This is a genomic window from Planococcus liqunii (assembly GCF_030413595.1).
In the GTDB taxonomy this organism is placed as follows: Bacteria; Bacillota; Bacilli; order Bacillales_A; family Planococcaceae; genus Planococcus; species Planococcus liqunii.
Map to the genome: position 1 here is coordinate 468,070 of NZ_CP129238.1, position 24,508 is coordinate 492,577.

23 protein-coding genes and 1 other annotated feature are annotated in these 24,508 nt (G+C 49.1%); of the genes, 21 read left to right on the top strand and 2 right to left on the bottom strand.

Features of this window, described 5'->3' with window-relative positions:
- Positions 1 to 27: 27 nt before the first annotated feature.
- The 16 genes from QWY22_RS02460 (at position 28) to QWY22_RS02540 (ending at position 16,918) form a co-directional block, all read left to right on the top strand.
- Entirely contained in the window at positions 28 to 996 is a 969-nt protein-coding gene (locus QWY22_RS02460) for an ABC transporter ATP-binding protein (protein ID WP_300982804.1), read from the top strand.
- A gap of 35 nt (positions 997 to 1,031) precedes the next feature.
- A complete protein-coding gene (locus QWY22_RS02465; protein WP_051413819.1) occupies positions 1,032 to 1,631 on the top strand; it encodes an ABC transporter permease in 600 nt (199 codons plus the stop codon).
- A gap of 12 nt (positions 1,632 to 1,643) precedes the next feature.
- Positions 1,644 to 2,546 carry a glycine betaine ABC transporter substrate-binding protein gene (locus QWY22_RS02470; protein ID WP_300982806.1) on the top strand — a complete coding sequence of 301 codons (903 nt, stop codon included), beginning with the start codon at positions 1,644 to 1,646 and terminating at the stop codon, positions 2,544 to 2,546.
- A 741-nt stretch (positions 2,547 to 3,287) separates the two neighbouring features.
- Positions 3,288 to 4,436, top strand: a complete 1,149-nt coding sequence (locus QWY22_RS02475; protein WP_300982808.1) for a thiolase family protein — start codon at positions 3,288 to 3,290, stop codon at positions 4,434 to 4,436.
- A gap of 18 nt (positions 4,437 to 4,454) precedes the next feature.
- A complete protein-coding gene (locus QWY22_RS02480; protein WP_300982812.1) occupies positions 4,455 to 5,225 on the top strand; it encodes a 3-hydroxyacyl-CoA dehydrogenase in 771 nt (256 codons plus the stop codon).
- 14 nt (positions 5,226 to 5,239) lie between these two features.
- Positions 5,240 to 6,388: an acyl-CoA dehydrogenase family protein gene (locus QWY22_RS02485; protein WP_300982814.1), complete on the top strand. Its 1,149-nt coding sequence runs from the start codon at positions 5,240 to 5,242 to the stop codon at positions 6,386 to 6,388.
- Positions 6,389 to 7,363: a CaiB/BaiF CoA transferase family protein gene (locus tag QWY22_RS02490; protein WP_300982815.1), complete on the top strand. Its 975-nt coding sequence runs from the start codon at positions 6,389 to 6,391 to the stop codon at positions 7,361 to 7,363. It abuts the gene before it with no gap.
- 50 nt (positions 7,364 to 7,413) lie between these two features.
- Positions 7,414 to 9,045 carry a long-chain fatty acid--CoA ligase gene (locus QWY22_RS02495; RefSeq protein ID WP_300982817.1) on the top strand — a complete coding sequence of 544 codons (1,632 nt, stop codon included), beginning with the start codon at positions 7,414 to 7,416 and terminating at the stop codon, positions 9,043 to 9,045.
- Between the two features lie 171 nt (positions 9,046 to 9,216).
- Positions 9,217 to 9,449: a binding site (T-box leader), on the top strand.
- A 61-nt stretch (positions 9,450 to 9,510) separates the two neighbouring features.
- Positions 9,511 to 10,503 (top strand): anthranilate phosphoribosyltransferase, encoded by a 993-nt coding sequence (trpD, locus tag QWY22_RS02500; protein ID WP_300982821.1) that lies wholly within the window; start codon positions 9,511 to 9,513, stop codon positions 10,501 to 10,503.
- The gene (gene trpC, locus QWY22_RS02505) at positions 10,500 to 11,273 is read left to right on the top strand and encodes an indole-3-glycerol phosphate synthase TrpC (RefSeq protein WP_300982822.1); all 774 of its coding nucleotides are present in this window, start codon (positions 10,500 to 10,502) and stop codon (positions 11,271 to 11,273) included. Before trpD ends, trpC begins: the two co-directional genes overlap by 4 nt.
- Positions 11,270 to 13,066, top strand: a complete 1,797-nt coding sequence (trpB, locus tag QWY22_RS02515; RefSeq protein ID WP_367281291.1) for a tryptophan synthase subunit beta — start codon at positions 11,270 to 11,272, stop codon at positions 13,064 to 13,066. The genes trpC and trpB overlap by 4 nt, the downstream gene beginning before the upstream one ends.
- Entirely contained in the window at positions 13,063 to 13,833 is a 771-nt protein-coding gene (gene trpA / locus QWY22_RS02520) for a tryptophan synthase subunit alpha (RefSeq protein WP_300982825.1), read from the top strand. The genes trpB and trpA overlap by 4 nt, the downstream gene beginning before the upstream one ends.
- Positions 13,834 to 13,856: 23 nt before the next feature.
- Positions 13,857 to 14,447, top strand: coding sequence for a DNA-3-methyladenine glycosylase (locus QWY22_RS02525; RefSeq protein ID WP_300982828.1), 591 nt, complete (start codon positions 13,857 to 13,859; stop codon positions 14,445 to 14,447).
- A 70-nt stretch (positions 14,448 to 14,517) separates the two neighbouring features.
- Positions 14,518 to 15,039 carry a type 1 glutamine amidotransferase domain-containing protein gene (locus tag QWY22_RS02530; protein WP_036807556.1) on the top strand — a complete coding sequence of 174 codons (522 nt, stop codon included), beginning with the start codon at positions 14,518 to 14,520 and terminating at the stop codon, positions 15,037 to 15,039.
- A gap of 241 nt (positions 15,040 to 15,280) precedes the next feature.
- On the top strand, positions 15,281 to 15,610 hold the full coding sequence (locus QWY22_RS02535) for an ArsR/SmtB family transcription factor (protein ID WP_300982833.1): 330 nt from the start codon (positions 15,281 to 15,283) through the stop codon (positions 15,608 to 15,610).
- A 12-nt stretch (positions 15,611 to 15,622) separates the two neighbouring features.
- Positions 15,623 to 16,918: an arsenic transporter gene (locus tag QWY22_RS02540; protein WP_300982841.1), complete on the top strand. Its 1,296-nt coding sequence runs from the start codon at positions 15,623 to 15,625 to the stop codon at positions 16,916 to 16,918.
- Positions 16,919 to 16,955: 37 nt separating this feature from the next.
- On the opposite strand, the gene QWY22_RS02545 is transcribed toward QWY22_RS02540, so the two are convergent.
- Complete coding sequence (locus tag QWY22_RS02545) at positions 16,956 to 17,753, bottom strand: GNAT family N-acetyltransferase (RefSeq protein ID WP_300982842.1); 798 nt, start codon at positions 17,751 to 17,753, stop codon at positions 16,956 to 16,958.
- Positions 17,754 to 18,129: 376 nt separating this feature from the next.
- Between QWY22_RS02545 and QWY22_RS02550 the strand changes: the two genes are divergently transcribed.
- The 4 genes from QWY22_RS02550 (at position 18,130) to QWY22_RS02565 (ending at position 22,554) form a co-directional block, all read left to right on the top strand.
- Complete coding sequence (locus QWY22_RS02550) at positions 18,130 to 19,056, top strand: manganese-dependent inorganic pyrophosphatase (RefSeq protein ID WP_300982843.1); 927 nt, start codon at positions 18,130 to 18,132, stop codon at positions 19,054 to 19,056.
- Between the two features lie 399 nt (positions 19,057 to 19,455).
- Positions 19,456 to 20,163, top strand: coding sequence for a DsbA family oxidoreductase (locus QWY22_RS02555; RefSeq protein ID WP_300982845.1), 708 nt, complete (start codon positions 19,456 to 19,458; stop codon positions 20,161 to 20,163).
- Positions 20,164 to 20,258: 95 nt separating this feature from the next.
- A complete protein-coding gene (locus tag QWY22_RS02560; RefSeq protein ID WP_300982847.1) occupies positions 20,259 to 20,888 on the top strand; it encodes an FMN-dependent NADH-azoreductase in 630 nt (209 codons plus the stop codon).
- Positions 20,889 to 21,000: 112 nt separating this feature from the next.
- Positions 21,001 to 22,554 (top strand): FAD-dependent oxidoreductase, encoded by a 1,554-nt coding sequence (locus QWY22_RS02565; RefSeq protein WP_300982848.1) that lies wholly within the window; start codon positions 21,001 to 21,003, stop codon positions 22,552 to 22,554.
- A 180-nt stretch (positions 22,555 to 22,734) separates the two neighbouring features.
- Here the strand turns inward: QWY22_RS02565 and QWY22_RS02570 are convergent, their stop codons facing one another.
- On the bottom strand, positions 22,735 to 23,256 hold the full coding sequence (locus QWY22_RS02570; protein WP_300982851.1) for a YceI family protein: 522 nt from the start codon (positions 23,254 to 23,256) through the stop codon (positions 22,735 to 22,737).
- A gap of 200 nt (positions 23,257 to 23,456) precedes the next feature.
- On the opposite strand from QWY22_RS02570, the gene murB reads away from it, so the two are divergent.
- Complete coding sequence (gene murB / locus QWY22_RS02575) at positions 23,457 to 24,374, top strand: UDP-N-acetylmuramate dehydrogenase (RefSeq protein ID WP_300982855.1); 918 nt, start codon at positions 23,457 to 23,459, stop codon at positions 24,372 to 24,374.
- The last annotated feature ends 134 nt before the right edge of the window (positions 24,375 to 24,508 follow it).

Here is a 24,508-nt window from a genome sequence, read left to right on the forward strand (position 1 = left end):
CGAAAGAGAGAGAAAGGAGTGGGTGCTGTGATTCAGTTTGATAAGGTCACCAAACGGTTTCCTGATGGCACAGAAGCATTAAAAGAAGTGTCTCTTACATTGCCTTCGCGTCAATTAACAGCGATTATTGGACCGAGCGGCTGCGGGAAAACCACGCTTATGAAAATGATCAATAAACTTGAAAAGCCGACCGAAGGCACCGTCCTGATTGATGAAAAGCCAATCATGGGGCTGGATGAGATTGAACTTCGGCGGTCTATCGGCTATGTTATCCAGCGGATTGGCTTGCTTCCCCATATGACCATTGCGGACAATGTTTCCTTAGTGCCTAAAATGCTGGGGTGGGAGAAAGGGAAAATCGATGCACGGGTGCGTGAATTGCTGCAATTGACCGGCCTTGATCCGGATACGTTCCTCCGCCGCTATCCGCTTGAACTGAGCGGCGGGCAGCAGCAGCGTGTCGGCGTAGTGCGGGCGCTCGCAGGAGACCCGAACATCGTGTTGATGGATGAGCCATTTTCCGCACTGGATCCGATCAGCCGGGAGCAATTGCAGGATGAACTGCAGAACTTGCAAAAGAACATCCGCAAAACCATTGTCTTTGTCACCCATGATATGGATGAAGCATTGAAAATTGCGGATTCCATTATTGTGATGCGCAGCGGGCAGGTGGAGCAAATAGGGACGCCGCAGCAATTGGTTGCGGAACCTGCGAATGACTTTGTACGCAATTTCATCGGTGCCGAGCGCATTAGCCGGCAGCGGACATTCGGTGAAAGAAAGCTGAAGGAGTTTGTTTCGCTGTTCGAAAAGGATTGGCGGGGAGATGCCCAAAAAATCTCGGCCGATGCAACGGTCACTGAAGCGGCGGAACAATTATCTGCAAGCGGACTTCCGCGTCTGGCGCTAATGGAAGATGAGCATGTGATCGCTTATGCCAGCGACCGTGACTTACTGCGGGCAGCCCTTCATAAGGAAGAAGGTGCAGCCAGTTGAGTCAGATCATTGATACGTTTATCAGCCGCCAGGAAATGATCCAGTCGGCTTTTCTCGAACATATTTATTTGTCTTTTGTGGCAGTTGCCATTGGCATTGCCATCGCTTTGCCGACGGGGATTCTGATTGCGCGCTACCGGCGCTACGCGGAGCCGATCATCGGAGTGACCGCCATTTTCCAAACCATACCTAGTTTGGCGTTATTCGGTTTTTTAGTGCCAATCTTAGGCATCGGCTCACCGACGGCATTGGTAGCGCTGATTATCTATGCGCTGCTGCCGATTCTCCGCAATACGTATACCGGCATCACCGGTGTTGATGGCTCAGTAATTGAAGCGGGACGGGGCATGGGCATGACGCGAACACAAATACTGCGCCAGATTGAATTGCCGCTGGCGCTGCCGTTTATCATGGCCGGCATCCGAACAGCAACTGTACTGACGGTCGGCATCGCTACCCTGGCCACGTTTGTCGGAGCCGGAGGGCTTGGCGACATCATTTACCGTGGCCTTCAATCCTATAATAATGCTTTGGTACTGGCCGGCGCATTGCCGGTTGCCTTGCTAGCCATTGGATTCGACTTAGTGCTGAAACAAATTGAGAAGCGCATGACGCCGAAAGGCTTAAAAATTTAAGGGGGAATACCCGTGAAAAAAATAGCAATGATCATTTTATTGGCAGCATCTGTCGGATTGGCTGGCTGCGGAAGCGGCGGCGAAGGGAAAGATCCCATCGTGATTGGCGGCAAGCCGTGGACGGAACAGTACATATTGCCGCATATTCTAGGGCAATATATTGAAGCGAATTCAGAGTACACAGTAGAGTATGAAGACGGACTCGGCGAAGTGTCCATTTTGACGCCGGCTCTTGAAAAAGGCGATATCGATATGTATGTGGAATATACCGGCACCGGATTAAAAGACGTGTTGAAAGAAGAATCACAACCGGGCCAGTCTTCGGAAGAAGTGCTTGAACGTGTGCGAAAAGGTTATGAAGAAACGTTGAATGCGACATGGCTGGAGCCGCTTGGATTTGAAAACGGTTATACGCTGGCGTTTTCGAAAGACAGCGGCTATGATGCCAAAACGTACTCGGACTTAGCGGAAATCTCCAAAACAGAAGATATGTCGTTTGGCGCTCCGCATCCATTTTATGAACGGAAAGGCGATGGCTATGACGATATGATCGCCACCTACCCATTTAAGTTTTCTGCAACTGAAAGTTTTGATCCTGCCATCATGTACGAAGCTGTGAAAAATGGCGAAGTGGATGTGATTCCGGCATTTACGACGGATAGCCGGATTGGGCTGTTTGATTTGGAAACCACGGAAGACGATTTGTCGTTCTTCCCGAAATACGACGCAGCGCCCGTCGTTCGCATGGAAACGCTTGAAGAATATCCGGAACTGGAAGAAGTGCTGAAGGGATTGGCCGGCCAAATCACGGAAGAGGAAATGCTCGCGATGAATGCCCGTGTCGATGTGGATAAAGAAGAAGCAAGCGAAGTGGCCCGCGAATTCCTGGTTGAACAAGGTTTGATAGAAGAATAAACAAAAGAATCCTGCAGAGCCATCTGCAGGATTTTCGGGCTATAAACAAAGTCCAGATTAAATGAATAGCGATAGCTAAAACCAACCGGACCGGCCACTTCGCTTTCCGTGGGCTCGGCCTCAGTCTCCTCGTCGCTTCGAAAACCCGCTGCTCCTGCATCGCTGCGCTAGCTTCGTCGCAAAGACATGACCTCACTGCCTTCGGCCAATGTCTTGCCTGCGGGGTCTTCAGCTCTCGTCGCTCCGTCGCGTTGCTCCTTCACTGCTCCCACAGGAGTCTTCGTAGCCAGTCCGGTTGAGCGTATCACTTTCATTTAAAAGTGAATGATCATCCGGTTGACGCTCAACCATCTGATTGTAGAAGAAAAGCGGCACCTCTAGGTAGCCGCTACGCTAAGGATCCGAAGTGGAAGCCGGCGACTCCAGCGGGGCAGCGTAGCGACGAAGTGCCGAAATCCACTCGGGACGCCAGTTCCGAGTTAGTTCTGCGCGAGCCCGCGGAACGCGTCCGGTTGAAACGGAGGATCCGAGAGTGCCACCAGCCTAGTGTGCTATTCCATCTATCATGCGTAATGGTTTTTATATACACGCTAAATCCTGCAGAGCCATCTGCAGGATTTTCTTATGGTATTTGCTTGGGAATTCTTGTACAATTGCTTTAATGAGTGAATAGTCATTCAATTCTTTAAATTGAAAGCGTTTTCATTATAATGGAAGAAAAATATAAAAGGGGTGTCAGGAATGAGAGAAGTAGTCATCGTAGAAGGAGTCCGTTCGGCAGTTGGAAGACGGAAAGGAATGTATGCCAATACTCGGCCGGATGAACTGGCAGCGCTTGTGTTGGAGGAATTGGTGAACCGGGCAGGCATTGAGAAAGGTGCGGTGGAAGACATTATTATGGGCTGTGTTTCCCAAGTGGCTGAACAAGGCGGCAATGTCGCCCGGACAGCAGCATTGATCGCCGGGTTCCCGGATTATGTGCCCGGCGTGACGATTGACCGCCAGTGCGGATCAAGCCAGCAAGCGGTCCATTTCGGAGCCCAAGCCATTTTGGCTGGCGACATGGATATTGTCATTGCCGGCGGAGTAGAAAGCATGACGCGCGTGCCGATGTTCTCCAATATGCAGGGCGCCAAACCGAGCACGAAATTGACGGAGCAGTACGAAATCATCAACCAGGGTTTATCAGCTGAACGCATTGCCGAGAAGTGGAATTTCAGCCGTGAGCAGCTGGATGCTTTTTCGGTCCAGAGCCATGAACGGGCTCAACAAGCGATCCAAAACGGCCATTACGAACGCGAAATTGTGCCAGTTGAAGTGGAAAGTGCGGATGGAGAAAAACAGCTGGTTTCCGTAGATGAAGGCCCCCGTCCCGGCACCACAGAAGAAGTGCTTGGCGGCTTGAAAACGGTCTTTGATGAAAACGGCGTTATCACGGCGGGGAATGCCAGCCAGATGAGCGACGGAGCTTCAGCAGTCTTGTTGATGTCGCGTGAAAAAGCGGACGAACTGGGCTTGAAGCCGAAAGCGCGCATTGTGGCGCGTGCAGTGGTCGGTTCAGATCCGACTTTGATGCTGACGGGGCCGATTGCGGCAACCCGCAAAGTGTTGGAAAAAGCGGGCCTCCAAATTGGGGACATGGACCGCTACGAAGTCAACGAAGCGTTTGCGCCTGTGCCGCTTGCCTGGCTGAACGATATCGGGGCAGATCCTGAAAAATTGAATGTCAACGGAGGAGCGATTGCTTTGGGGCATCCGCTCGGAGCAACCGGCACGAAACTGTTGGTATCGCTTCTCCATGAACTGGAACGCATCGAAGGGCGCTACGGTTTGCTTGCGATTTGCGAAGGCATGGGCATGGCGAACGCCACGATCATTGAACGGTTATAAGGAAAAAGGAGGCTGGGCATGAATATAGCAGAATTGAAAGCAATTGTAACAGGCGGGGCTTCGGGGCTTGGTGAAGCGACGGTTCGCCGGATAGCCGAAAATGGAGGGAAAGTGGCCATTTTTGATTTGAACAAAGAACGCGCCGGTTCGCTTATTGATGAACTTGGTGAAGAGAGCGTCTGTTATTTTGAAACCGATGTGACCAATGCGGAACAAGTGGCGCACAATGTAGCGAATGTGGTTGGAAAATGGGGCGGGCTTACCGGAGTCATCAATTGCGCCGGCATCGGCACTCCGGGCAAAGTCGTATCAAAAGGCGAACCGATAGCGCTTGATCAGTTTGAAAAAGTCATCCGGGTCAACTTGATCGGCACCTTCAACGTCATTCGGGTAGCGGCGGCAGCCATGCAGAAAAACGAACCCAATGCAGAAGGGGAACGGGGCATCATCATTTCAACCGCTTCGGTTGCTGCTTATGAAGGACAAATTGGACAGGCTGCCTATAGCGCTTCAAAAGGAGGCGTGGTATCGATGACCTTGCCGATTGCCCGTGAATTGGCACGGGACGGCATCCGTGTCATGACTATTGCGCCAGGCCTGATGCAAACACCGATGTTCGATGGCTTGCCGGAAGCGGCCGTGAAGTCGCTGTCGGCGTCTGTGCCGTTTCCGGCCCGCCTTGGGCATCCGGCGGAATATGCGCAATTGGTCCAAAGCATTGTTGAAAATCCGATGTTGAACGGCGAAGTGATCCGGCTTGACGGAGCAATCCGTATGCAGCCGAAGTAAGGGGGAATAGGGAGATGGGGAAATACCGTTTTGAAGAAGAAGAGCATGAGCTGTTCCGGAAATCGCTAAGAAAGTTCCTGGAAAAAGAAGCCGTGCCGCAATATGACCAATGGGAAAAAGACCACATCATTCCCAAATCGTTTTGGAAACGCATGGGCGACATGGGGTTTTTATGCCCGCAAGTGGACGAAGAGTACGGCGGGCTGGGACTGGATTTTCGCTATGCGGTCATCATCGGCGAAGAGATGGAACGCGTCGGCACCAGCTTGACCGGGGTTGGCCTGCATAACGACATCACGGTCCCTTATATTGAAGCTTACGGAACAGATGAACAAAAACGGCGCTGGCTGCCGGGCTGCGTGACAGGAGAATATATTACGGCAATTGCCATGACGGAACCGGGAGCGGGATCGGATTTGGCAAATATTTCAACGACCGCAATGCGGGACGGAGACAACTACATCGTCAACGGGCAAAAAACCTTTATTACCAATGGCATCAACAGCACCCACGTAGTGGTAGTTGTCAAGACAGATCCGAAGGCGGAGCCGAAACATCGCGGCATCTCGCTTTTGATGATTGAAGAAGGCATGCCTGGGTTCACCAAAGGGCGGAAACTCGATAAAGTCGGCCTTCACGCACAGGATACATCGGAATTGTATTTTGAAGACTGTGTTGTACCGGCTGCAAATCTGATCGGCGATGAAAACAAAGGCTTTACATATTTGATGGAAAAATTGCAGCAGGAACGCCTGGTCGTGGCGATTGCTGCACAAACTGCTTCAGAAGACATGTTGGAAACGACGCTTGAATATGTCAAATCGAGAAAAGCGTTCGGGAAACCGATTGGATCGTTCCAGAATTCCCAGTTTAAATTGGTCGAAATGGCGACTGAAATCGAACTCGGGCATTCATTTTTAGAATCGCTGATTGAAGACCATATGGCGGGCAAAGACATTGTCTCGAAAGTATCCATGGCAAAATACTGGCTGACCGATACGGCTAAAAAAATAGCCGGCGAATGCATGCAGCTGCACGGCGGCTATGGCTACATGGAAGAGTACAAAATCGCACGGCGCTACCGCGACACGCCAGTTGCGGCGATCTATGCCGGCTCAAATGAAATCATGAAAACCATCATCGCCAAACGGATGGGCTTGTAAATGGATAAGGCGTTAACGGGGATTCGTGTATTGGATGTCACGTATTACTTGCCCGGGCCTTATGCCGGTATGCGCCTGGCGGAGATGGGTGCGGAAGTGATTAAAATCGAGCCGCCGGCGGGCGACCCGGCACGTTTTATGAGCGGCGGCTACGTGCACGAAGCAAATAATAAAGGGAAGACCATCGCCCATTTAGATTTAAAATCAACGGAAGGCCATGAGCAAATGCTGGAATTGGCCAAAACAGCGGATGCGCTGATTGAAACATTCCGGCCGGGCGTTATGAAAAACCTGGGACTGGATTATGAAAGCTTAAAAGCAGTCAAGCCGGATTTGGTGTACTGTTCACTGTCCGGTTACGGGCAAAAAGGGCCGCTTGCTGAACTAGGCAGCCACGACTTGAATTATTTGGCCTTGTCCGGCGCATTGGATCAAATGGCCGATAGTACTGGCCGACCGGTGCACCCCGCGAATACATTTGCGGATTACACAGGCGGCCTGTTGGCATCCGAAAAAATCACCGCCGCGCTGCTGCGGAAATTCCGCACCGGCGAAGGTGCTTATTTGGACATTGCACTGGCAGAAGTGATGGCTGAATTCCAAGGCAATCACGATATCTATCACCAAGCCGGTATTTCGGATTGCGGCATTCCCGAGATTTCAGGAAATCGCATTAGCTACGCCATTTACGAGACAAAAGACGGAAGGTTCGTTACATTAGGAGCACTCGAAGAAAAATTCTGGCATAACTTCTGCGAATTTGCGGAAAAGCCGCATTGGCAAAAATGGAATGTGAAAACCATTGGCAGTGCCGAATACACGGAAGTTGCTAATTTTTTCAAATCAAAAGACTGGCAGGAATGGTATCGGGTATCTATGAGTGTTGATTGTTGCTTGGCACCCGTCCTGAAAGCGCATGAACGGCATGAGCACCCGCATTTTATGGCTCGCCGGCAGGCAGTGAATTTCTGTTAAACCAGATTTCGTGAACCCCAAATCGCAAAGAAAAAGGAGTCTGATGTCCAATGATGAATGCACCGCTGCTATTATCTTCTTTTGTGAAACGAGCCGAGCAATATTTCCCTGACAAGCTGATTATTTCGCGGACAGGCGAGCAGATCCACCGCATTCCGTATAAAGATTTTGCGAAACGGACACGCCAGCTGGCAAGTGCCTTGGAAAAACTCGGCATGGACCGCGGGACAAAAGTCGGCAGTTTCGCTTGGAATCATCACCGCCACCTGGAGTTGTATTTCGGTGTGCCGGGTTCGGGTGCGATTTTGCATATGATCAATATCCGCCTTTCTCCTGAACACATCATTTACGTCATCAACCACGCGGAAGACGAAATTCTGCTGGTGGACCATGATTTGTTTCCGCTGATTGAAAAAATCGCACCGCAGCTAAAAACCGTCAAGCATTTCGTCGTCATGAAAGACGGAATGGATCTTCCGGAAACGGCTCTGGAAAATGTTCATTCCTATGAAGACCTGCTCAGCGCGGAAGATGGCAGCTACGTATTTCCCGAAGATTTGGATGAGAACACACCGGCCGGCATGTGCTATACATCAGCGACAACCGGCAATCCAAAAGGCGTCGTGTATTCGCATCGCGGACTCGTACTCCACAGTTTTGCACTGGGGATGAACGACTCCATGGGATTGTCAGAGCGTGACATTGCGATGTCGATTGTTCCGATGTTCCATGCCAACGCATGGGGGCTTCCGTTTGCAGCGGTTCTGTTCGGCACGACTCAAGTACTGCCGGGGCCGGGATTTGCGCCAGGAATGCTATTGGACTTGATTGAACAAGAAGGCGTGACGCTGACTGCAGGAGTTCCGACCATCTGGCTGGGCGTTTTAAAAGAACTGGAAGCCAATCCGCGCAATTTGGAATCGCTGCGGATGATCATCTGCGGAGGGTCAGCGTCGCCGAAAGGCTTGATCCGGGCGTTCGAAGAAAAATACAAGGTGCCCTTTGTGACTGGCTACGGTATGACGGAAACGTCGCCGCTTGTCAGTCTGGCGGTAACGACTTCGGCGATGGCGGATTTGTCAATGGACGAGCGCATCGAGCGCCGTTCGATGGCAGGGCTGCCGATGCCCGGGCTTGAAGTGCGCATTGTCAATGAACAAGGCGTTGCGCCGTGGGACGGCAAAACGATGGGGGAACTGAATGTCAAAGGCCCGTGGATTGCCGATGAATATTATAAAGATGAACGCACGGATGATGCGTTCCGGGACGGTTGGCTATATACGGGAGATATTGCAGTCATTGAACCGGATGGCTACATCAAATTGACGGACCGTACAAAAGATTTGATCAAGAGCGGCGGCGAATGGATTTCTTCTGTCGATCTGGAAAACGCCCTCATGACGCATGAAGCTGTATTTGAAGCAGCAGTAGTGGCGATTCCGCATGAAAAATGGCTCGAGCGTCCGCTTGCCTGTGTCGTGTTGAAAGAAGGCTACGAAGAAAATGAACAGACGAAAGCGGAGCTGCTCGCTTACCTTGAAAGCCAGTTTGCGAAGTGGTGGGTACCGGATGATGTTGTGTTCTTAAAAGAAGTGCCGAAAACATCCGTTGGCAAATTTCTGAAAGCCGCATTGCGAAAAGAGTTGGATCATCATTACGAAGAGCAGAAAAGCTTTGATTGAGCAGTAAAATAAAAATGTACAGATTGGCTGCTGGTGTATTTCTGTGAATGCTGCAGCCAATAACACTTGACAGAATATACAAAACAATTGTAATATGAGTGTCAACTTGTTGGACGAGCGGCAAGTTCATTTGAGAGAAGAGCCCAGAGAAGAGATCAGAATAGAAGAGTGTGTAAATCGAGGATTGAGACGAGTAGGCAAGTGGATCCATTTTAGAGAGTCAGCGGCTGGTGAGAGCTGATTGGATTGCTTGCGCGAATGGACTTAGGAGAGCTGGCCTGAAAGCGGAAGCGAGTAAGGGAGACGTAGGCCCTGCGTTAAAGGGAAAGGCGAAGAGCCTGTTTTAAGTGAGTGCAAATTTGCATTAATGCGTGGTGGTACCGCGGTTTAACCCCGTCCCCGCAACCGGATATCAGTCCGGTTGCGGGGATTTTTGCATTCCAATACGAGCTGAGGAGAGATAGCATGAGAAAAGCCGAGAATTTAACAGAGCAGGGCATGTATGAAAAATCATTGGATTTATTGAATGGGAAGATCGAGCAGGAAAACCTTAAGCAATTCCTGCTGCTTCTTCATGAGAAAGGCGAAACCGCCGATGAATTGGTCGGGATGGTTAAAGCCATGAGAGAAAAAGCGGTTCCGCTTCCGGAAGTAAGCGGCGAATTGGTCGATGTGTGCGGTACAGGCGGCGACCGTTCGTACAGTTTCAACATCAGTACGTTGACGGCATTTGTCCTGGCAGGTTGCGGCATGACTGTCGCGAAGCACGGCAATCGCAGTGTTTCAAGCAAAACGGGCAGCTCCGATGTGCTCGAAGAACTCGGCATCTCCACCAAAGTGGAAGTGGAGCGCATTCCTGAAATGCTGGACGGAACAGGCATTGCTTTCTTGTTTGCACCGGCCATTCACCCGGCGCTTGGAGGATTGCGCGAAGTGCGGAAAAGCATCGGCACACCGACAATTTTCAATCTGGTGGGTCCGCTTGCGAATCCGCTGCCGATTACCGTCCAAATGACGGGCGTTTACCGCCGTGACATGATGAAGCCGATGGCGGACGCATTGATGCGCTTAGGCAGAACACGTGGTGCCATCGTCCACGGAGCAGGCGGACTGGACGAATTGTCGCTTGCGGGTGTTAACGAATTGATTGTTTTCGATGAACACGGAAAACGCCATCTGACGATTCATCCGCATGAGGTTGGGCTGGAAACTGCGCCGATTGACGCCATTCGCGGCGGCGAGCCGAAACGCAACGCGGAAATTTTTCTGGAAGTGCTTGAAGGAAAAGAAAGCCCGTATTTAGATACGGTGGCGCTCAATGCCGGAACGGTGCTTTATGTCAGCGGACGTGCCGAGACAATTGCAGAAGGCGTGCATCAAGCCCGGAAATCAATCATGTCCGGTGATACGGCCAAAGTATTTGAACTGCATCGTTTGGCTTCGGGGGTGTTGGTGTGACGATTCTGGATGAAATCATTGAAACAAAACGCATAGAAATCAAACAGTACGATAAATTGGAGGCAAACGGCCAGGCTTTTCCGAAGAAAACAAGATTGGCTGATTGTTTGCGCAGCCAAAAAGGCGTCATTTCGGAAATCAAGCGGGCTTCGCCTTCAAAAGGGGATATTCGCACCGAAGTCGACGTAGTGGCACAAGCTAAGAAATACGAAGAAGCAGGAGCAGCGGCCATTTCCGTCTTGACGGATGAAACGTATTTTAAGGGGTCCATCGATGACTTGCGGGAAGTGGCAAAAAACGTTTCGATTCCGGTGCTTTGCAAAGATTTTATGATTAGTGAAATTCAGATTGACCGTGCGAAACATGCCGGCGCCACCATTATTTTATTGATTGTTGCGGCGCTTGAGAAAGAAGAATTGCACCGATTGTTTGATTACGCTGCAGACCTCGGGCTCGAAGTGCTGGTGGAAGTGCATGATGCCCAGGAATTGGCACAAGCACTGGAACTGGATGCCGAATTGATTGGCATCAATAACCGGGACTTGAAGACATTCGAAGTGTCGGTCAATCGCACAGTCGAGTTGGCTAAAACTTTTCCGTTTGGCGGCAACCGGCTGCTGATCAGCGAAAGCGGTTTGCATTCGAAAGAAGACGCGGCTGTTGTATTTGGTTCCGGCGCTTCCGGAATTTTGGTCGGTGAAGCATTGATGCGTTCCGAAGATCCGGGGAACTGGATCCGGGAAGCGGCAACTGAGGAGGCGGTCGAATGACGCGGGTGAAAATTTGTGGACTTAAAGAAGTTCAGCACATTGAAGCGGCAAAAGGAGCGGATGCCATCGGTTTCGTTTTTGCGCCAAGCAAGCGGCAAATTTCCGTTGAACAAGCAGCTGAGCTGGCAAAACACGTGCCAATCAGTACGGATAAAATCGGGGTGTTTGTCAACGCATCACTGGAAGAGATTGAGGAGACGGTGGGAAAAGTGCCTTTGACGATGGTGCAGCTGCACGGCGATGAGCCGGATGAATTGGTCCAGGCGATTGGAGTGCCGGTCATTCAAGCTTTTTCGATCCGCAGCAAAGAAGATGTGAAGAAGCTGGAGCGTTCAAAAGCTGATTATATCTTAGTAGATGCTCCTGGAACGGATTACCGGGGAGGCAGCGGCAAGGTCTTTGACTGGAGCTTACTGGAGGGCGCACAAGTGGATACTTCCCGGCTGATTGTGGCAGGCGGCTTGAATCCCGTCAATGTCCGGGCAGCCATCGGGCAGACGAACCCGCATATGGTGGACGTATCAAGCGGAGTGGAAACGGACGGCAGAAAAGATGCGGTTAAAATACAGGAGTTTATCAAACAGGCAAAGGGTGGTTCGATGCAGCAAGCAGTTGAGAAAGTTGGGTTTTTCGGTAAATACGGCGGGCAGTTTGTGCCGGAAACACTGATGAAAGCGGTCAAGGAATTGGAAGAAGCATACGCAGAAGCCAAGCAGGATCCCGAATTCATAAACGAATACCATCATTATTTATCCGAGTACGTCGGCCGTGAACAGCCGCTGACGTATGCAAAGCGGTTGACGGATGCGTGGGGCGGCCCGAAAGTCTATTTGAAACGGGAAGACTTGAACCATACCGGTGCCCATAAAATCAACAATGCGCTTGGGCAGGCGTTGCTTGCGATGCGCATGGGCAAACGGAAAATTGTTGCAGAAACCGGAGCCGGCCAACATGGCGTGGCAACAGCGACGGTTTGTGCGTTGTTCGATCTGGAATGCGTCATTTTTATGGGCGAAGAAGACATTAAGCGCCAGCAATTGAATGTGTTCCGCATGAAGCTGCTCGGTGCCCGTGTGGAAAGCGTCACAAAAGGCAGTTCCACTTTAAAAGATGCGGTGAACGAAGCGCTGCGCTATTGGGTAACGAATGTGGAAGATACGCATTACCTGATCGGTTCAGCGCTTGGGCCTCATCCTTTCCCGACCATGGTGCGCGATTTCCAAAGTGTTATCGGTGAAGAAACGAAGCGGCAGATTGTGGCGCACGAGGGGCGGTTGCCGGATGCGGTTCTTGCCTGCATCGGCGGCGGCAGCAACGCCATCGGCATGTTTTACCCGTTTGTAGGGGACGAATCGGTCCGTCTGATCGGTGTCGAAGCGTCGGGTGAAGGGCTGCATACTGAAAAACATGCTGCTACTATGGCAAAAGGCACAGAAGGCGTATTGCACGGTGCATTCATGAAACTGCTGCAGGACGAAGCTGGGCAAGTGCTGGAAGCCCACTCGATTTCAGCGGGCCTCGATTATCCGGGAGTCGGTCCCGAGCACTCATACCTTGCAGACATTGGCCGCGTCGAATATGTCTCCATTACCGATGCGGAAGCATTAGACGCAGTGGTCACATTTTCCCGCCTTGAAGGCATCATCCCGGCGCTTGAATCGGCGCATGCCATAGCGCAAGCCGAGAAAACAGCCAAAGAAATGAAGCCGGATGAACTATTGGTTATCTGCGTTTCCGGGCGCGGCGATAAAGACATGGCAACATATGCGGAAAGATTGGAGGGCTTGTCATGAAGAGATTACAGAACTTAAAGGAATCCGGCGGCAAAGCATTTGTCGCGTATATCATGGCAGGCGACGGAGGACTTGGCCGTTTGAGTGAACAAGTGCAGTACTTGCAGGAAACAGGCGTGACCGCTATCGAAATCGGCATCCCGTTTTCAGATCCGGTGGCAGATGGACCGACAATCGAAGCGGCAGGCAATCGCGCGTTGAAAGAAGGCGTAACGCTGCAAAAAGTGATCGATGAAATGAAGACCTGGACGTTTGAGGTGAAAATCCCGCTGCTCATCATGACGTATTTAAATCCGGTCTTGCGGGTTGGGGTGGAGCATTTTGTGAAAGAGTGCAAAAAAGCGGGGGTTTCGGGTTTGATCATCCCGGACCTTCCTTATGAGCACCAGGAGCTGGTCGAACCGTTCGCCAAAAAAGAAGCGATTGCGTTGGTGCAGCTTGTAACGCTGACAACTACCGAAGAGCGGCTCGAAGCCATTTTGAATGAGGCGGAAGGATTTGTTTACGCGGTGACGGTAAAAGGCATTACCGGTGCGCGCGACGAAATGTCGGGTGATGTCCAGGCCTTTATGCGCCGCGTCCGGGAGAAAAGCCCGGTGCCGGTTTATGCCGGCTTTGGCATTTCAAAAGCGCAGCACGTGGACCTGCTGCGGGAAGACGTCGACGGCTTTATCGTCGGAAGCGCCATTGTCCAGGCTTTCCAGGACGGTACCATCCGGGAAATCGAACCGCTCATACAGGCGGTGACGGCTCTTAATCCGGTATAATACGGATCAGGAGGGATGTTTTTATGTTTACGCCAATCTCAGCAGACTTTTTTGAAGCGCCAACGCTTGAGCTGTCCCGCAGTCTCCTTGGCCAGATCCTAGTGCACGAATTGCCGCAAGGAATCGTCGCGGGGCGCATCGTGGAAACCGAAGCCTATATGGGTGCGGAAGACCGGGCGGCGCACAGCTTTGGCAACCGGCGTACCAAACGCACGGAAGTGATGTTCGGCAAACCCGGACTTGTTTATACGTATCAAATGCATACCCATACCTTGATCAATGTAGTCAGCGGGCCGGTTGATACGCCGCGTGCGATTCTTATCCGCGCAGTGGAACCGGTCGAAGGAATCGATTTGATGGCGGAACTGCGCGGCAAGCATATGCCCATCAAGCAATGGACGAGCGGCCCCGGGAAACTGACAAAAGCGATGGGTATTACAATGAATTATTACGGCCATCATTTTACGGAACGCCCCTTGTATATTGCAGAAGGCGATCCGGTTCATGCCGTGGCAGTCGGGCCGCGCGTCGGCATCGGCAATTCAGAAGAAGCGGTCCATTATCCGTACCGCTTTTGGGAAAGCGACAATCCATTCGTTTCGAAGTTTCGGTAAGTGGTGTGTTTAATCTTCTCTCTGTGTGGAATACTAAAAAAGAGTACTTATACAGAAGGAGTGAAAGATAGTGGCAAAAATTGCAACATTAATCACAGACATGTTTGAGGATGTAGAATATACGGATCCATCGAAAGCATTCAACGATGCAGGCCATGAAGTCTTTACAATTGAGAAAGAAGCCGGCAAAGAAGTGACGGGCAAGCAAGGCGAAGCCGTCGTAACCATCGATAAAGGAATCGATGACGTAAACCCGGACGAATACGATGCGTTATTCCTTCCAGGAGGATTTTCACCGGACCAATTGCGTGCGGATGACCGCTTTGTCGCATTCACAAAAGCATTCATGGACGCCAAAAAACCGGTCTTTGCCATTTGCCATGGACCGCAATTATTGATTACTGCGAAAGCATTGGAAGGCCGCAAAGCTACGGGCTACAAATCTATTCATGTGGATATGGAATATGCCGGTGCAAAACTTGTCGATGAAGAAGTGGCTGTATGCCAAGACCAATTGGTAACGAGCCGCCAGCCTGACGACATTCCGGCATTCAACCGTGAAGCACTGCGCGTTCTTGAACAATTAGCTTAATTTAAAAGACGAGGAATCCCGGCAGGTTGGCTGCCGGGTTTTTTTGTGCGCAAAAAAGTTGCGAACGAATTGATGTGGCTCGGGGAGATCTTTCGTTTTTGCGTGCAAAATCAGTTGAACAAAGAGCAGCGCAAATAAATCTTGGGGAACGCGAATAAATCCCGATTCCATACAATCGCCTATTGAATCAATAAGCGAACACTTATATAATAAGCAAGACTAAGCCGAAGAAGGTGAAAACATGGATTATCTTCAAATGGAATCGTATTTAAAAGCGATCAGTGACCATAACCGAATGCTGATTTTAAAATATCTGTCGAAGGATTCGCTGTGCATTTGCGAATTCACCGAGCTTTTAGACATGACGCAGCCGGCCATCAGCCAGCATATGCGCAAATTGAAGCAGGCAGAACTCGTTACAGAAGAAAAGCGGGGCCGCTGGACCATTTGGGCATTGAATGTGCGCCATCCGCAATACCCGATACTGATTCATTTATTGAGTCTTCTTCCGGAACCGGAACGGACGATTGAAACCTTGGTGGCCGAAGGGAAAAAAGTAGTTTGTAGTTAAGGAGAGGGAACCGTGGAAGTTTGGTTAGCGGGATTTATATTTATTATTACGTTATTTTTGGTTATTGCGCAGCCGCGCAATCTATCGATCGGCTGGTCGGCGGTCGGTGGAGCTATTGTGGCGCTGCTTGTTGGAGTCGTCGACTTTGGAGATGTGTGGGATGTGACTGGCATCGTCTGGAACGCCACATTGACGTTTGTGGCGCTGATTATCATTTCATTGATTCTTGATGAAATCGGCTTTTTTGAATGGGCCGCCTTACATATGGCGCGTTTTGCCAAAGGCAGCGGCTTGCGGATGTTTTTCCTGGTCATCGTGCTCGGCGCCATTGTAGCGGCGTTGTTTGCGAACGACGGAGCAGCACTCATCTTGACGCCGATTGTGCTAGCAATGGTACGGGCATTGAAGTTCAAAGATGCCATGATTCTGCCGTTCATCATGGCGTCCGGGTTTATCGCGGATACGGCGTCATTGCCGTTTGTGGTCAGCAACTTGGTCAATATCGTATCGGCCGACTTTTTTGGCATCGGTTTTACCGAGTATGCCCTGCATATGATTGTTCCTAATTTGTTCAGCATCCTTGCGAGCATGCTCGTCTTGTATTTGTATTTCCGAAAAGACATACCAAAAGGGTTTGATGCCAGTGCTTTAAAGGCGCCTGCATCAGCAATTAAAGATTTGAAATTGTTCCGTCTTTCCTGGGCAGTCCTTGGCATTCTGCTGGTCGGCTATTTCATCAGCAGCCCATTTGGCATTCCGGTATCGTTCATTGCCGGCATCGTTGCCATTCTGTTTTTGGCGATTTCACGCAGAAGCGAATCGGTCCATACAAAAGCAGTATTGAAAGGTGCTCCTTGGAATATCGTCTTTTTCTCCATCGGAATGTACGTAGTGGTTTACGGATTGCGCAATGCCGGCTTGACCTCCGTTTTGGCGACGGCGATCGAATGGACTTCAAGCCATGGCTTGTATGCAGCGACAATCGGCATGGGCTTTATCGCCGCCATCTTGTCGTCGTTCATGAACAATATGCCGACGGTCATGATCGATGCGCTTGCCATTGCGGAAACCAATACGACCGGGGTGGTGCGGGAAGCGTTGATCTATGCCAACGTTATCGGTTCGGACCTCGGGCCGAAGATTACGCCGATTGGTTCTTTGGCTACGCTTTTATGGCTTCATGTCTTGAAAGCCAAAGGGGTTACAATCAGCTGGGGCTATTATTTCAAAATCGGCATCATTTTGACGGTGCCAACTTTGTTTATCACCTTGACGGGCCTTTACTTGTGGCTCACTATTTTAAATTAAACAATTCCAAAAAAAAGCTCGCGACTGCGAGCTTTTTTTAATCCAGAAACTTCGCCATATAAAGTTCGTCGTACGGTTTTTCGTCGATCATCAGCGATTTTTTGCGGATGCCTTCTTTTTCGTAGCCCGATTTATCGTAAAGTTTGCGGGCAGCGGTGTTTTCTTCGACGACTGTCAATTCCAGGCGAGTGACGCCTTTTGCGGCAGACCATTCTTCGGCTTTTTGCAGCAGTGAAGTGGCGATGCCTTTATTTTGTGCGCTTTTCTGGACTCCGAGAATCAGGGCTGCCCGGTGAGCTGCCCGTTTGGCGTCATTTCCGATAAGCATCAAGTAACCGACATGTTCGCCGTTCAATATAGCAATAAAGATGGCAGAATGGCCTTTTTGCTTCCAGTCGATGATTTGCTTGCGCATGCTTTGTGTAGACTGAACCCGTTCGTTTTGTCCGTACAGCATAAATTCGGATTCTGATTCGACTTGGCGCTGCAGCGATACAAGGGAGCGGGCGTCGCCGTGTTCCGCAGCCCGGATCAGCAAGACATCTTCGTTGCCGTCGTTGGCGTTATGGGCGCCGGAAGTATCCGTCCGTTCAAAGGTGACGTAGCGGTTTGTGATAATTTCGCTGACGTGATAACCGGCGTCCATCCAAGCATGGAAATGCTTAGCAGGCGGTTTCGTTTTTTTCCACCAGCTTTTGTTCAAATAGGCGGCATTCGGCAATTGTTGACCCATAATCTGTTCAATTTCGTTAAAAGACAAAGTAATTTTGGAAGCGGAGGCTGATGCAAAATAATCGGCAAGTGGAATGTATTTTTTTTCCAGAATTATGGTCATTAAATTCGCTCCTTTTTTGAAACACAATGGATTGGTTATGGGAATTATACCATTTGTCCTATTAAAATGTATATAATTATTTCTATTTTCTAAAAACTTTTTTTAATGCTGGAAATTGATGAGTATATAATATCTTAAATTTCTATTTTTATAATACTTTAGTCCTTAAAATCTAATGAAGAGCCGTGTTATCAGACTATTTAATAAACTGTTACTTCCTTGTTTTTCTGCAGAAACATAAAAGCACCATCGAGCTTCTGCCACAAAGCTTTGCAGCTTTTGCATTTTTGCCAGCACATATCTTATTGTATTTCGGCAACGCGCAGAGTTGTGTTAAAATAATCACGGAAACCAACTTTATTCAGGAGGCTATTACATGTCAAACGTTTTTGTATTCGGTCACAAGAATCCAGACACGGATTCTATTTGTTCGGCCATTTCATATGCTTACTTAAAAAATCAGATTGGAATGCAGGCAGAGCCAATCCGTTTAGGCGAGTTAAACAACGAAACCATTTATGCACTGGAAAAATTCGCTTTCGAACAGCCGCGCCTTGTTGAACGTGTATCGGAAGAAGTGTCGCAGGTCATCCTGGTCGACCACAACGAACGCCAGCAAAGTGCGGAAGATATTGGAGATGTCCAGGTCATCGAAGTGATTGACCATCACCGGATCGCCAATTTTGAAACAACGGATCCGCTTTATTTCCGGGCAGAGCCTGTAGGCTGCACGACGACTATCCTGCTCAAGTTGTTCAAGGAAAACGGCGTGGAAATTCCAGCGAACATTGCCGGGTTGATGCTGTCCGCCATCATTTCAGATTCACTCCTATTCAAATCACCGACCTGCACGCCTCAAGACATTGCAGCGGCACGCGAATTGGCTGAAATTGCAAAAGTGGATGCAGAAGAATACGGTCTGGCTATGCTGAAAGCAGGAGCCGATTTAAGCAATAAAACATTGGAAGATTTGATGTCTTTGGATTCCAAAGAATTCGAAGCAGGCGACCACCGTTTTGAAGTGGCTCAAGTAAATGCCATTGATGTGAACGATGTTATCACCCGTCAAAAAGAATTGGAAGTATTGATGCAGCAAATCATCGCTGAAAAAGGATTGGATTTGTTTGCGTTCGTCGTAACCGATATTTTGAACAACAACTCTGTCGCCATCGTTCTGGGCAGAAGAGCGGACATCATCGAAGGTGCGTTCAAATCAAGCGTTGTTGACAACCGCGTTCTTTTGCCAGGCGTTGTTTCGCGCAAAAAACAAATTGTACCGGTCATCACCGAAGCGCTTAGCTGACTCCTTTTCAGGAGTCAGTTTTTCTTTTTTCTTAAGAAAGTATGGGTGTTTAAAATTACTGGGTACGGATAAATTGCCTGTCTTTGTATCTAGACTTGAGAATCTGTCCTGATAAGCCGTTTCAGTCTTGTCGGCGAAAATGGTGGAAAGCGCCATTACCGGCAAGGCTTCCAGCGCTTGCCGGGGCTAGACGGCCGCTTGCGCTTTTCCTAGTGTCCAGCTGCAGCGCCTAGATGCTCGGGGTCATAAGCCAGCCCAGCTATGTGGCAGAGGACGCCACTTCGCCGGTCTGGCTTATGCCTGTCGCACCTACACAGGCGCTTCCGCTTTTCTTTGTATAAGCAAAAAAATTGAGGCTTGTTGTTTTCGTTGTTATAGTAATGCCAAGAGGTGGATAAAATGAAAATAGAGATTTGGTCAGATTATGTGTGCCCATTTTGTTACATAGGCAAACGAACACTGGAACAAGCTTTGAAGAGATCAGGCTATGAAAGCCAAGCAGACATTTCATTCAAAGCCTATCAATTAGACCCGAATACACCGGTAGATTCGACGGTTTCAACTTACGAATCACTGGCAAAAAAAATGGGGCAGACAGTCGAACAAGCGAAAGAAATGACAAAAGGGGTAGCAGAGCACGCACGCACTGTGGGCCTTGAATATAAATTTGACGGCATGGTGGAAGCCAATACATTCGCTGCTCACCGTTTGGTGAAATGGGCGGAAAGTTTAGAAAAAGATGCCGAACTGACAGAACAATTGCTCCATGCTTATTTTATTGAGGCTAAGAACGTTGGGAATTCCGACGTATTAGTGGACCTTGCTGAGAAAGTGGAACTTCCAAGGGAAGATGCACAAGCAATTTTGGCTTCGGAACGCTTTGCAGCCGAAGTGCAGACCGATGTTGAGGAAGCCCGCCAAATCGGCGTGCAAGGCGTACCGTTTTTCGTTATTAACCGAAAATATGCCATTTCCGGTGCCCAGCCGGTAGAAGCATTTGTGGATGCGTTGATCCAGATTGGAGAAGAAGAAGGGATCCGTCCCGCTTTAAAGCCATTGGGGAGAAAAAAAACTACTTATTGCACAGGAGACTCTTGTGACATGTGAGCAGAGAGGTGGATTTCCACTCTGCTTTTTGGTAAGATAATAATGTCTTGAAATCGAGAGTTGTAAAAATAGCATAAGAGGAGTTTTGTATTAAGATGAATGTATTAGTTGTTAAAGCGAATAACCGTCCGGCTTCTGAAGGTATCTCCAGCAAAATGCACGAAGTATTTATGAATGAAATTGATAAAGGGTTAAACATCCAAACCTTTGACGTATTTGAAGAAGATATGCCGTATTTCGGCCAGGACTTTTTCAATGCGATGCAAAAATCAGCTCAAGCTGAGGCAATGACTGAAACAGAACAGCGCATTTTGACTGCTTCTGCTAAAGCAATGGACGCTTTCATGGAAGCAGACGTTGTCGTATTTGCTTTCCCATTATGGAACATGACGATTCCTGCAGCGTTGCAAACATTTATTGACTACATTTACCGCGCAGGCATGACGTTTAAATATACAGAAAACGGTCCGGTTGGTCTGGTTCCGGATAAAAAAGTTATCATTTTGAATGCTCGCGGCGGTGTTTACTCAACACCGGAAGCAGCCCCTGCTGAAATGAGTGTTACTTATATCCGCAACATCATGAACTTCTTTGGCATCCAGGACATCAACGAAGTCATCATTGAAGGGCATGCAGCTGATCCTGAAGCAGCCCCTGCCATTATTGAAGAAGGCATGGAGCGCGTAAAACAAGCAGCTCGCTCTCTTCAAGGCGTAAGAGCATAATTGAATGTATTCCCGAAAGCCCGAAAGCGAAATCCGCTTTCGGGCTTTTCTTATAGGTTAGGAATTCGGGTGACAGGGTACACATTTAATAAAACCTTAGAGGAGGGACAGCATGCGGCAAGAAGAAAATATCACGCAAGTTCCGGACGAGCAGAAGTCTTATTGGAGAGAGTATAAGGATGTGCCAAGTTACCCTGCGCTTCAAGGAAACGAGTCTACGGATGTTGGAATTATAGGCGGCGGGATTGTCGGTGTAATCAGCGCTTACCTGCTGGCGAAAGCCGGGCGGAAAGTGACGTTGATCGACGCCGGCAAGCTGATTGATGGCGTGACAGGCTATACGACTGCAAAAATCACGGCCCAGCATGGCGTATTTTACTTCCCGCTGATTAAAATTATGGGGCAGGAAAAAGCGCGCCAGTATTACGATGCAAATATGGCTGGGCTGAACTACATCGAAGAAACGGCTTCTGAACTTGGCATCGACTGCGACTTTTCGCATCAAAATGCCTTTATCTACGCCAATACCGCTATTGGAGCCAAGCTGGTTCAAAAAGAAGCGGAAGCTTACGAGCAGTTAGGGATCAACGGCGGTTTGGCGAAAGAGGAAGTGGAACTGCCATTTGAAGTGCAGGAAGCGCTTGTCATGCGAAATCAGGCACAGTTCCATCCGGTCAAATTTTTGGCGAAGCTGGTCAGTGAAATCGAGCGCCTCGGCGGAAAGATTTATGAACAAACCCGTGCAGTCAAGATTTTGAGTAAAAACGATCCGGTGATCCAGACGGAAAACATGTCTCATCTTTCCTGCAATAAAGTGATTGTTGCGACTCATTACCCGTTCAATAGTTCAGACGGCTTTTACTTTACACGGCTCAACATAAACCGTTCTTATGTCATTGGAGCCCGCACGACCGGGAAAGTTCCGGAAGGCATGTACATCAGCGCGGATATGCCTTCGCGCTCTATCCGCTATGCAACAGATGAAAACGGGGAAAAGCTTCTGCTGATCGGCGGCGATGGCCATGCAACCGGCAAAAGCAAATCTCCGACCATGGAGCACTACAAAAACCTGGAGAAGTTCGGCGAAAAGTATTTTGGCATCCGTGAAATTCCGTACCGCTGGTCGGCACAAGACATGACCACGCTTGATAAAGTGCCGTATGTCGGCACAATCACCGCCGGCTACGACAATATTCTAGTCGCGACAGGTTTCCATAAATGGGGCATGTCGAACGGAGCCGTAGCGGCTATGATGCTGTCGGACCAAATCCTCGGAAACCCGAATCCTTACGCAGAATTGTATGATCCGACACGCACCAAAATGAAAGCAGTCGATGCATTGAGCTTCTTAAAAGACAACGGTGGCGTAGCCAAGGAACTTGTCAAAGGGAAGTTGAAAATGCCGTCCAAAACAGTTGAGACATTGGGCAAAGATGAAGGCGGCTTAGTAAAATACGGCAAAGGCAAGGCCGGCGGCTATAAAGACAAATATGGCCAAGTGCATCTGGTGGATACAGCCTGTACCCACATGGGCTGCGAAACCCATTGGAACGACGCTGAACGTTCCTGGGACTGCCCATGCCACGGCTCCCGTTTTTCTTATACGGGAGAAGTGCTGGATGGGCCAGCTGTCAAACCGCTGAAGAAAATCGAACAGGAATATTAAAAAAAGCAGTGCGGAGAGATCTCCGCACTGCTTTTGATTTTTGGTCCCGCTTTTCATGTCCAGCTGCAGCGCCTAGCTCCTCGGGACATAAGCCAGCCCAGCTGTGTGGCAAAGAGCGCCACTTCGCTGGACTTTCTTATGCCTTTCAGAGCTGAACAGGTGCTTCTGCTTTTCGTATTATTATGCAGGGTTTGCTTCTAGTTCAAGCGCAATTTTGATGTCTTCGCCGACCATTACGCCGCCTGTTTCAAGCGCTTGGTTCCATGTAAGGCCGAAATCTTTGCGGTTTACTTTGCCTTCTGCGCTGAAAGCTACAACCTCTACGCCCCATGGGTTTGTGCCTTTTCCGCCGTATTCTACTTCGAAAGTAGCAGGGCGGGTGATGCCTTTAATGGTAAGGTCGCCGGTCAATTCATATTCATCGTCTTTTTTCGTGATGTCGTTTGCTTTGAATGTGATATGCGGGTGAGACTCAGCATCAAAGAAATCAGCAGAACGCAAGTGGTTGTCGCGGTCTGTGTTATTTGTGTTAATGCTTGCTACATCGATTTTAAAATCGATCAAAGCGCCGTTTAGGTCTTCTTCGTTCGCTTCAACTTCCGCGTCGAATGAAGTGAAAGAGCCTTTTACTTTAGAGATCATCATGTGTTTTACTGAGAAGCCGATTTCAGAGTGAGCTGCGTCGATTGTCCATTTTTTCATGTATAATTCCTCCTAAATATTCTATCTACTTTCACTATACCGCCATAAAATCTCAAAGTCAATAGGTTTTAATTAATAATTCTCGAATTCAAGATATTATTTTATCGGTCTTTAGAACGGAAGATGCGGCTATCACTTGTCAAATCAACAATAAAATCGGATACTAATAGAAGCGAAAAGTTAGAAGGGATTTGCTTGGAATGACGAAAGAACAATGGTTAAGTGATTTACGCCGCTTTTTGGCTGATGATCACGTGAAAATGGATGAACCGCTACACTTACATACATTAACACGAATGGGTGGGCCAGCTGATATTTTTGTAACCCCTACAACCGAAGATGAAACTGCTTATGCAGTTAAATATGCATATGAAAACAAAATACCGCTGTTGCTGCTTGGCAATGGTTCGAATATGGTCGTCCGTGACGGCGGCGTCCGCGGAATTGTCTTGAACTTGAAAAGCCTCCGCACAGTTCGCATTGATGGTACGTCCGTTTATGCGCAAGGCGGCGCCAATATTAAGGAAGTTTCCAAAATAGCAGCGGCCAACCGGCTGACAGGCTTTGAATTCGCCTGCGGCATCCCGGGTTCTATCGGCGGCGCTATGGCAATGAACGCCGGCGCATACGGCGGAGAAATCAAAGACATTATCCGCCAGGCTACTGTATTGACCCGTGAAGGGGAAAAATTGGTTTTATCTAAGGAAGATTTAGAGCTGGGCTACCGGAAAAGCATCATTATCAAAAAAGGCTATTATGTCTTGTCGGCTGAATTCGCATTGGAGTTTGGCAAACAGGCAGCCATTGATGCAAAAATGAGCGACTTGACGATTCAGCGCGAAACCAAGCAGCCGCTTGAATTTCCGTCGGCAGGCAGTGTCTTTAAACGGCCGCCAGGCAATTTTGCCGGAAAACTGATTCAGGAAAGCGGGCTTCAGGGCAAAGGCTTTGGCGGAGCGGAAGTTTCGACAAAACATGCCGGTTTTATCGTCAACAAAAACAATGCAACGGCAAATGATTACATCCAAACGATTGAAATGGTCAAAACAGCTGTCTTTGAAAAATTCGGCATTGACTTGGAACTGGAAGTTAAGATTGTCGGAGAAGATTCTATTTAAAAAAGCGATGTGCCCATACTTGGGCCATCGCTTTTTTTTATGTAGGACTATGCTTTTCATTTTCCTGTTAAAGGAATTTCTTTGCATGCAGTCGAAAAGATATAAGAGTATAAACTACACAATGGATACGAGGG

Coding starts and splice junctions, on each gene's coding strand:
- QWY22_RS02465 (WP_051413819.1), top strand. CDS start 1,032: ATGATCCAGTCGGCTTTTCTCGAACATATTTATTTGTCTTTTGTGGCA.
- QWY22_RS02490 (WP_300982815.1), top strand. CDS start 6,389: ATGGATAAGGCGTTAACGGGGATTCGTGTATTGGATGTCACGTATTAC.
- QWY22_RS02555 (WP_300982845.1), top strand. CDS start 19,456: ATGAAAATAGAGATTTGGTCAGATTATGTGTGCCCATTTTGTTACATA.
- QWY22_RS02535 (WP_300982833.1), top strand. CDS start 15,281: ATGGATTATCTTCAAATGGAATCGTATTTAAAAGCGATCAGTGACCAT.
- QWY22_RS02475 (WP_300982808.1), top strand. CDS start 3,288: ATGAGAGAAGTAGTCATCGTAGAAGGAGTCCGTTCGGCAGTTGGAAGA.
- QWY22_RS02550 (WP_300982843.1), top strand. CDS start 18,130: ATGTCAAACGTTTTTGTATTCGGTCACAAGAATCCAGACACGGATTCT.
- QWY22_RS02485 (WP_300982814.1), top strand. CDS start 5,240: ATGGGGAAATACCGTTTTGAAGAAGAAGAGCATGAGCTGTTCCGGAAA.
- QWY22_RS02525 (WP_300982828.1), top strand. CDS start 13,857: ATGTTTACGCCAATCTCAGCAGACTTTTTTGAAGCGCCAACGCTTGAG.
- trpD (WP_300982821.1), top strand. CDS start 9,511: ATGAGAAAAGCCGAGAATTTAACAGAGCAGGGCATGTATGAAAAATCA.
- trpA (WP_300982825.1), top strand. CDS start 13,063: ATGAAGAGATTACAGAACTTAAAGGAATCCGGCGGCAAAGCATTTGTC.
- trpB (WP_367281291.1), top strand. CDS start 11,270: ATGACGCGGGTGAAAATTTGTGGACTTAAAGAAGTTCAGCACATTGAA.
- QWY22_RS02570 (WP_300982851.1), bottom strand. CDS start 23,256: ATGAAAAAATGGACAATCGACGCAGCTCACTCTGAAATCGGCTTCTCA.
- QWY22_RS02565 (WP_300982848.1), top strand. CDS start 21,001: ATGCGGCAAGAAGAAAATATCACGCAAGTTCCGGACGAGCAGAAGTCT.
- QWY22_RS02480 (WP_300982812.1), top strand. CDS start 4,455: ATGAATATAGCAGAATTGAAAGCAATTGTAACAGGCGGGGCTTCGGGG.
- QWY22_RS02545 (WP_300982842.1), bottom strand. CDS start 17,753: ATGACCATAATTCTGGAAAAAAAATACATTCCACTTGCCGATTATTTT.
- murB (WP_300982855.1), top strand. CDS start 23,457: ATGACGAAAGAACAATGGTTAAGTGATTTACGCCGCTTTTTGGCTGAT.
- QWY22_RS02495 (WP_300982817.1), top strand. CDS start 7,414: ATGATGAATGCACCGCTGCTATTATCTTCTTTTGTGAAACGAGCCGAG.
- QWY22_RS02560 (WP_300982847.1), top strand. CDS start 20,259: ATGAATGTATTAGTTGTTAAAGCGAATAACCGTCCGGCTTCTGAAGGT.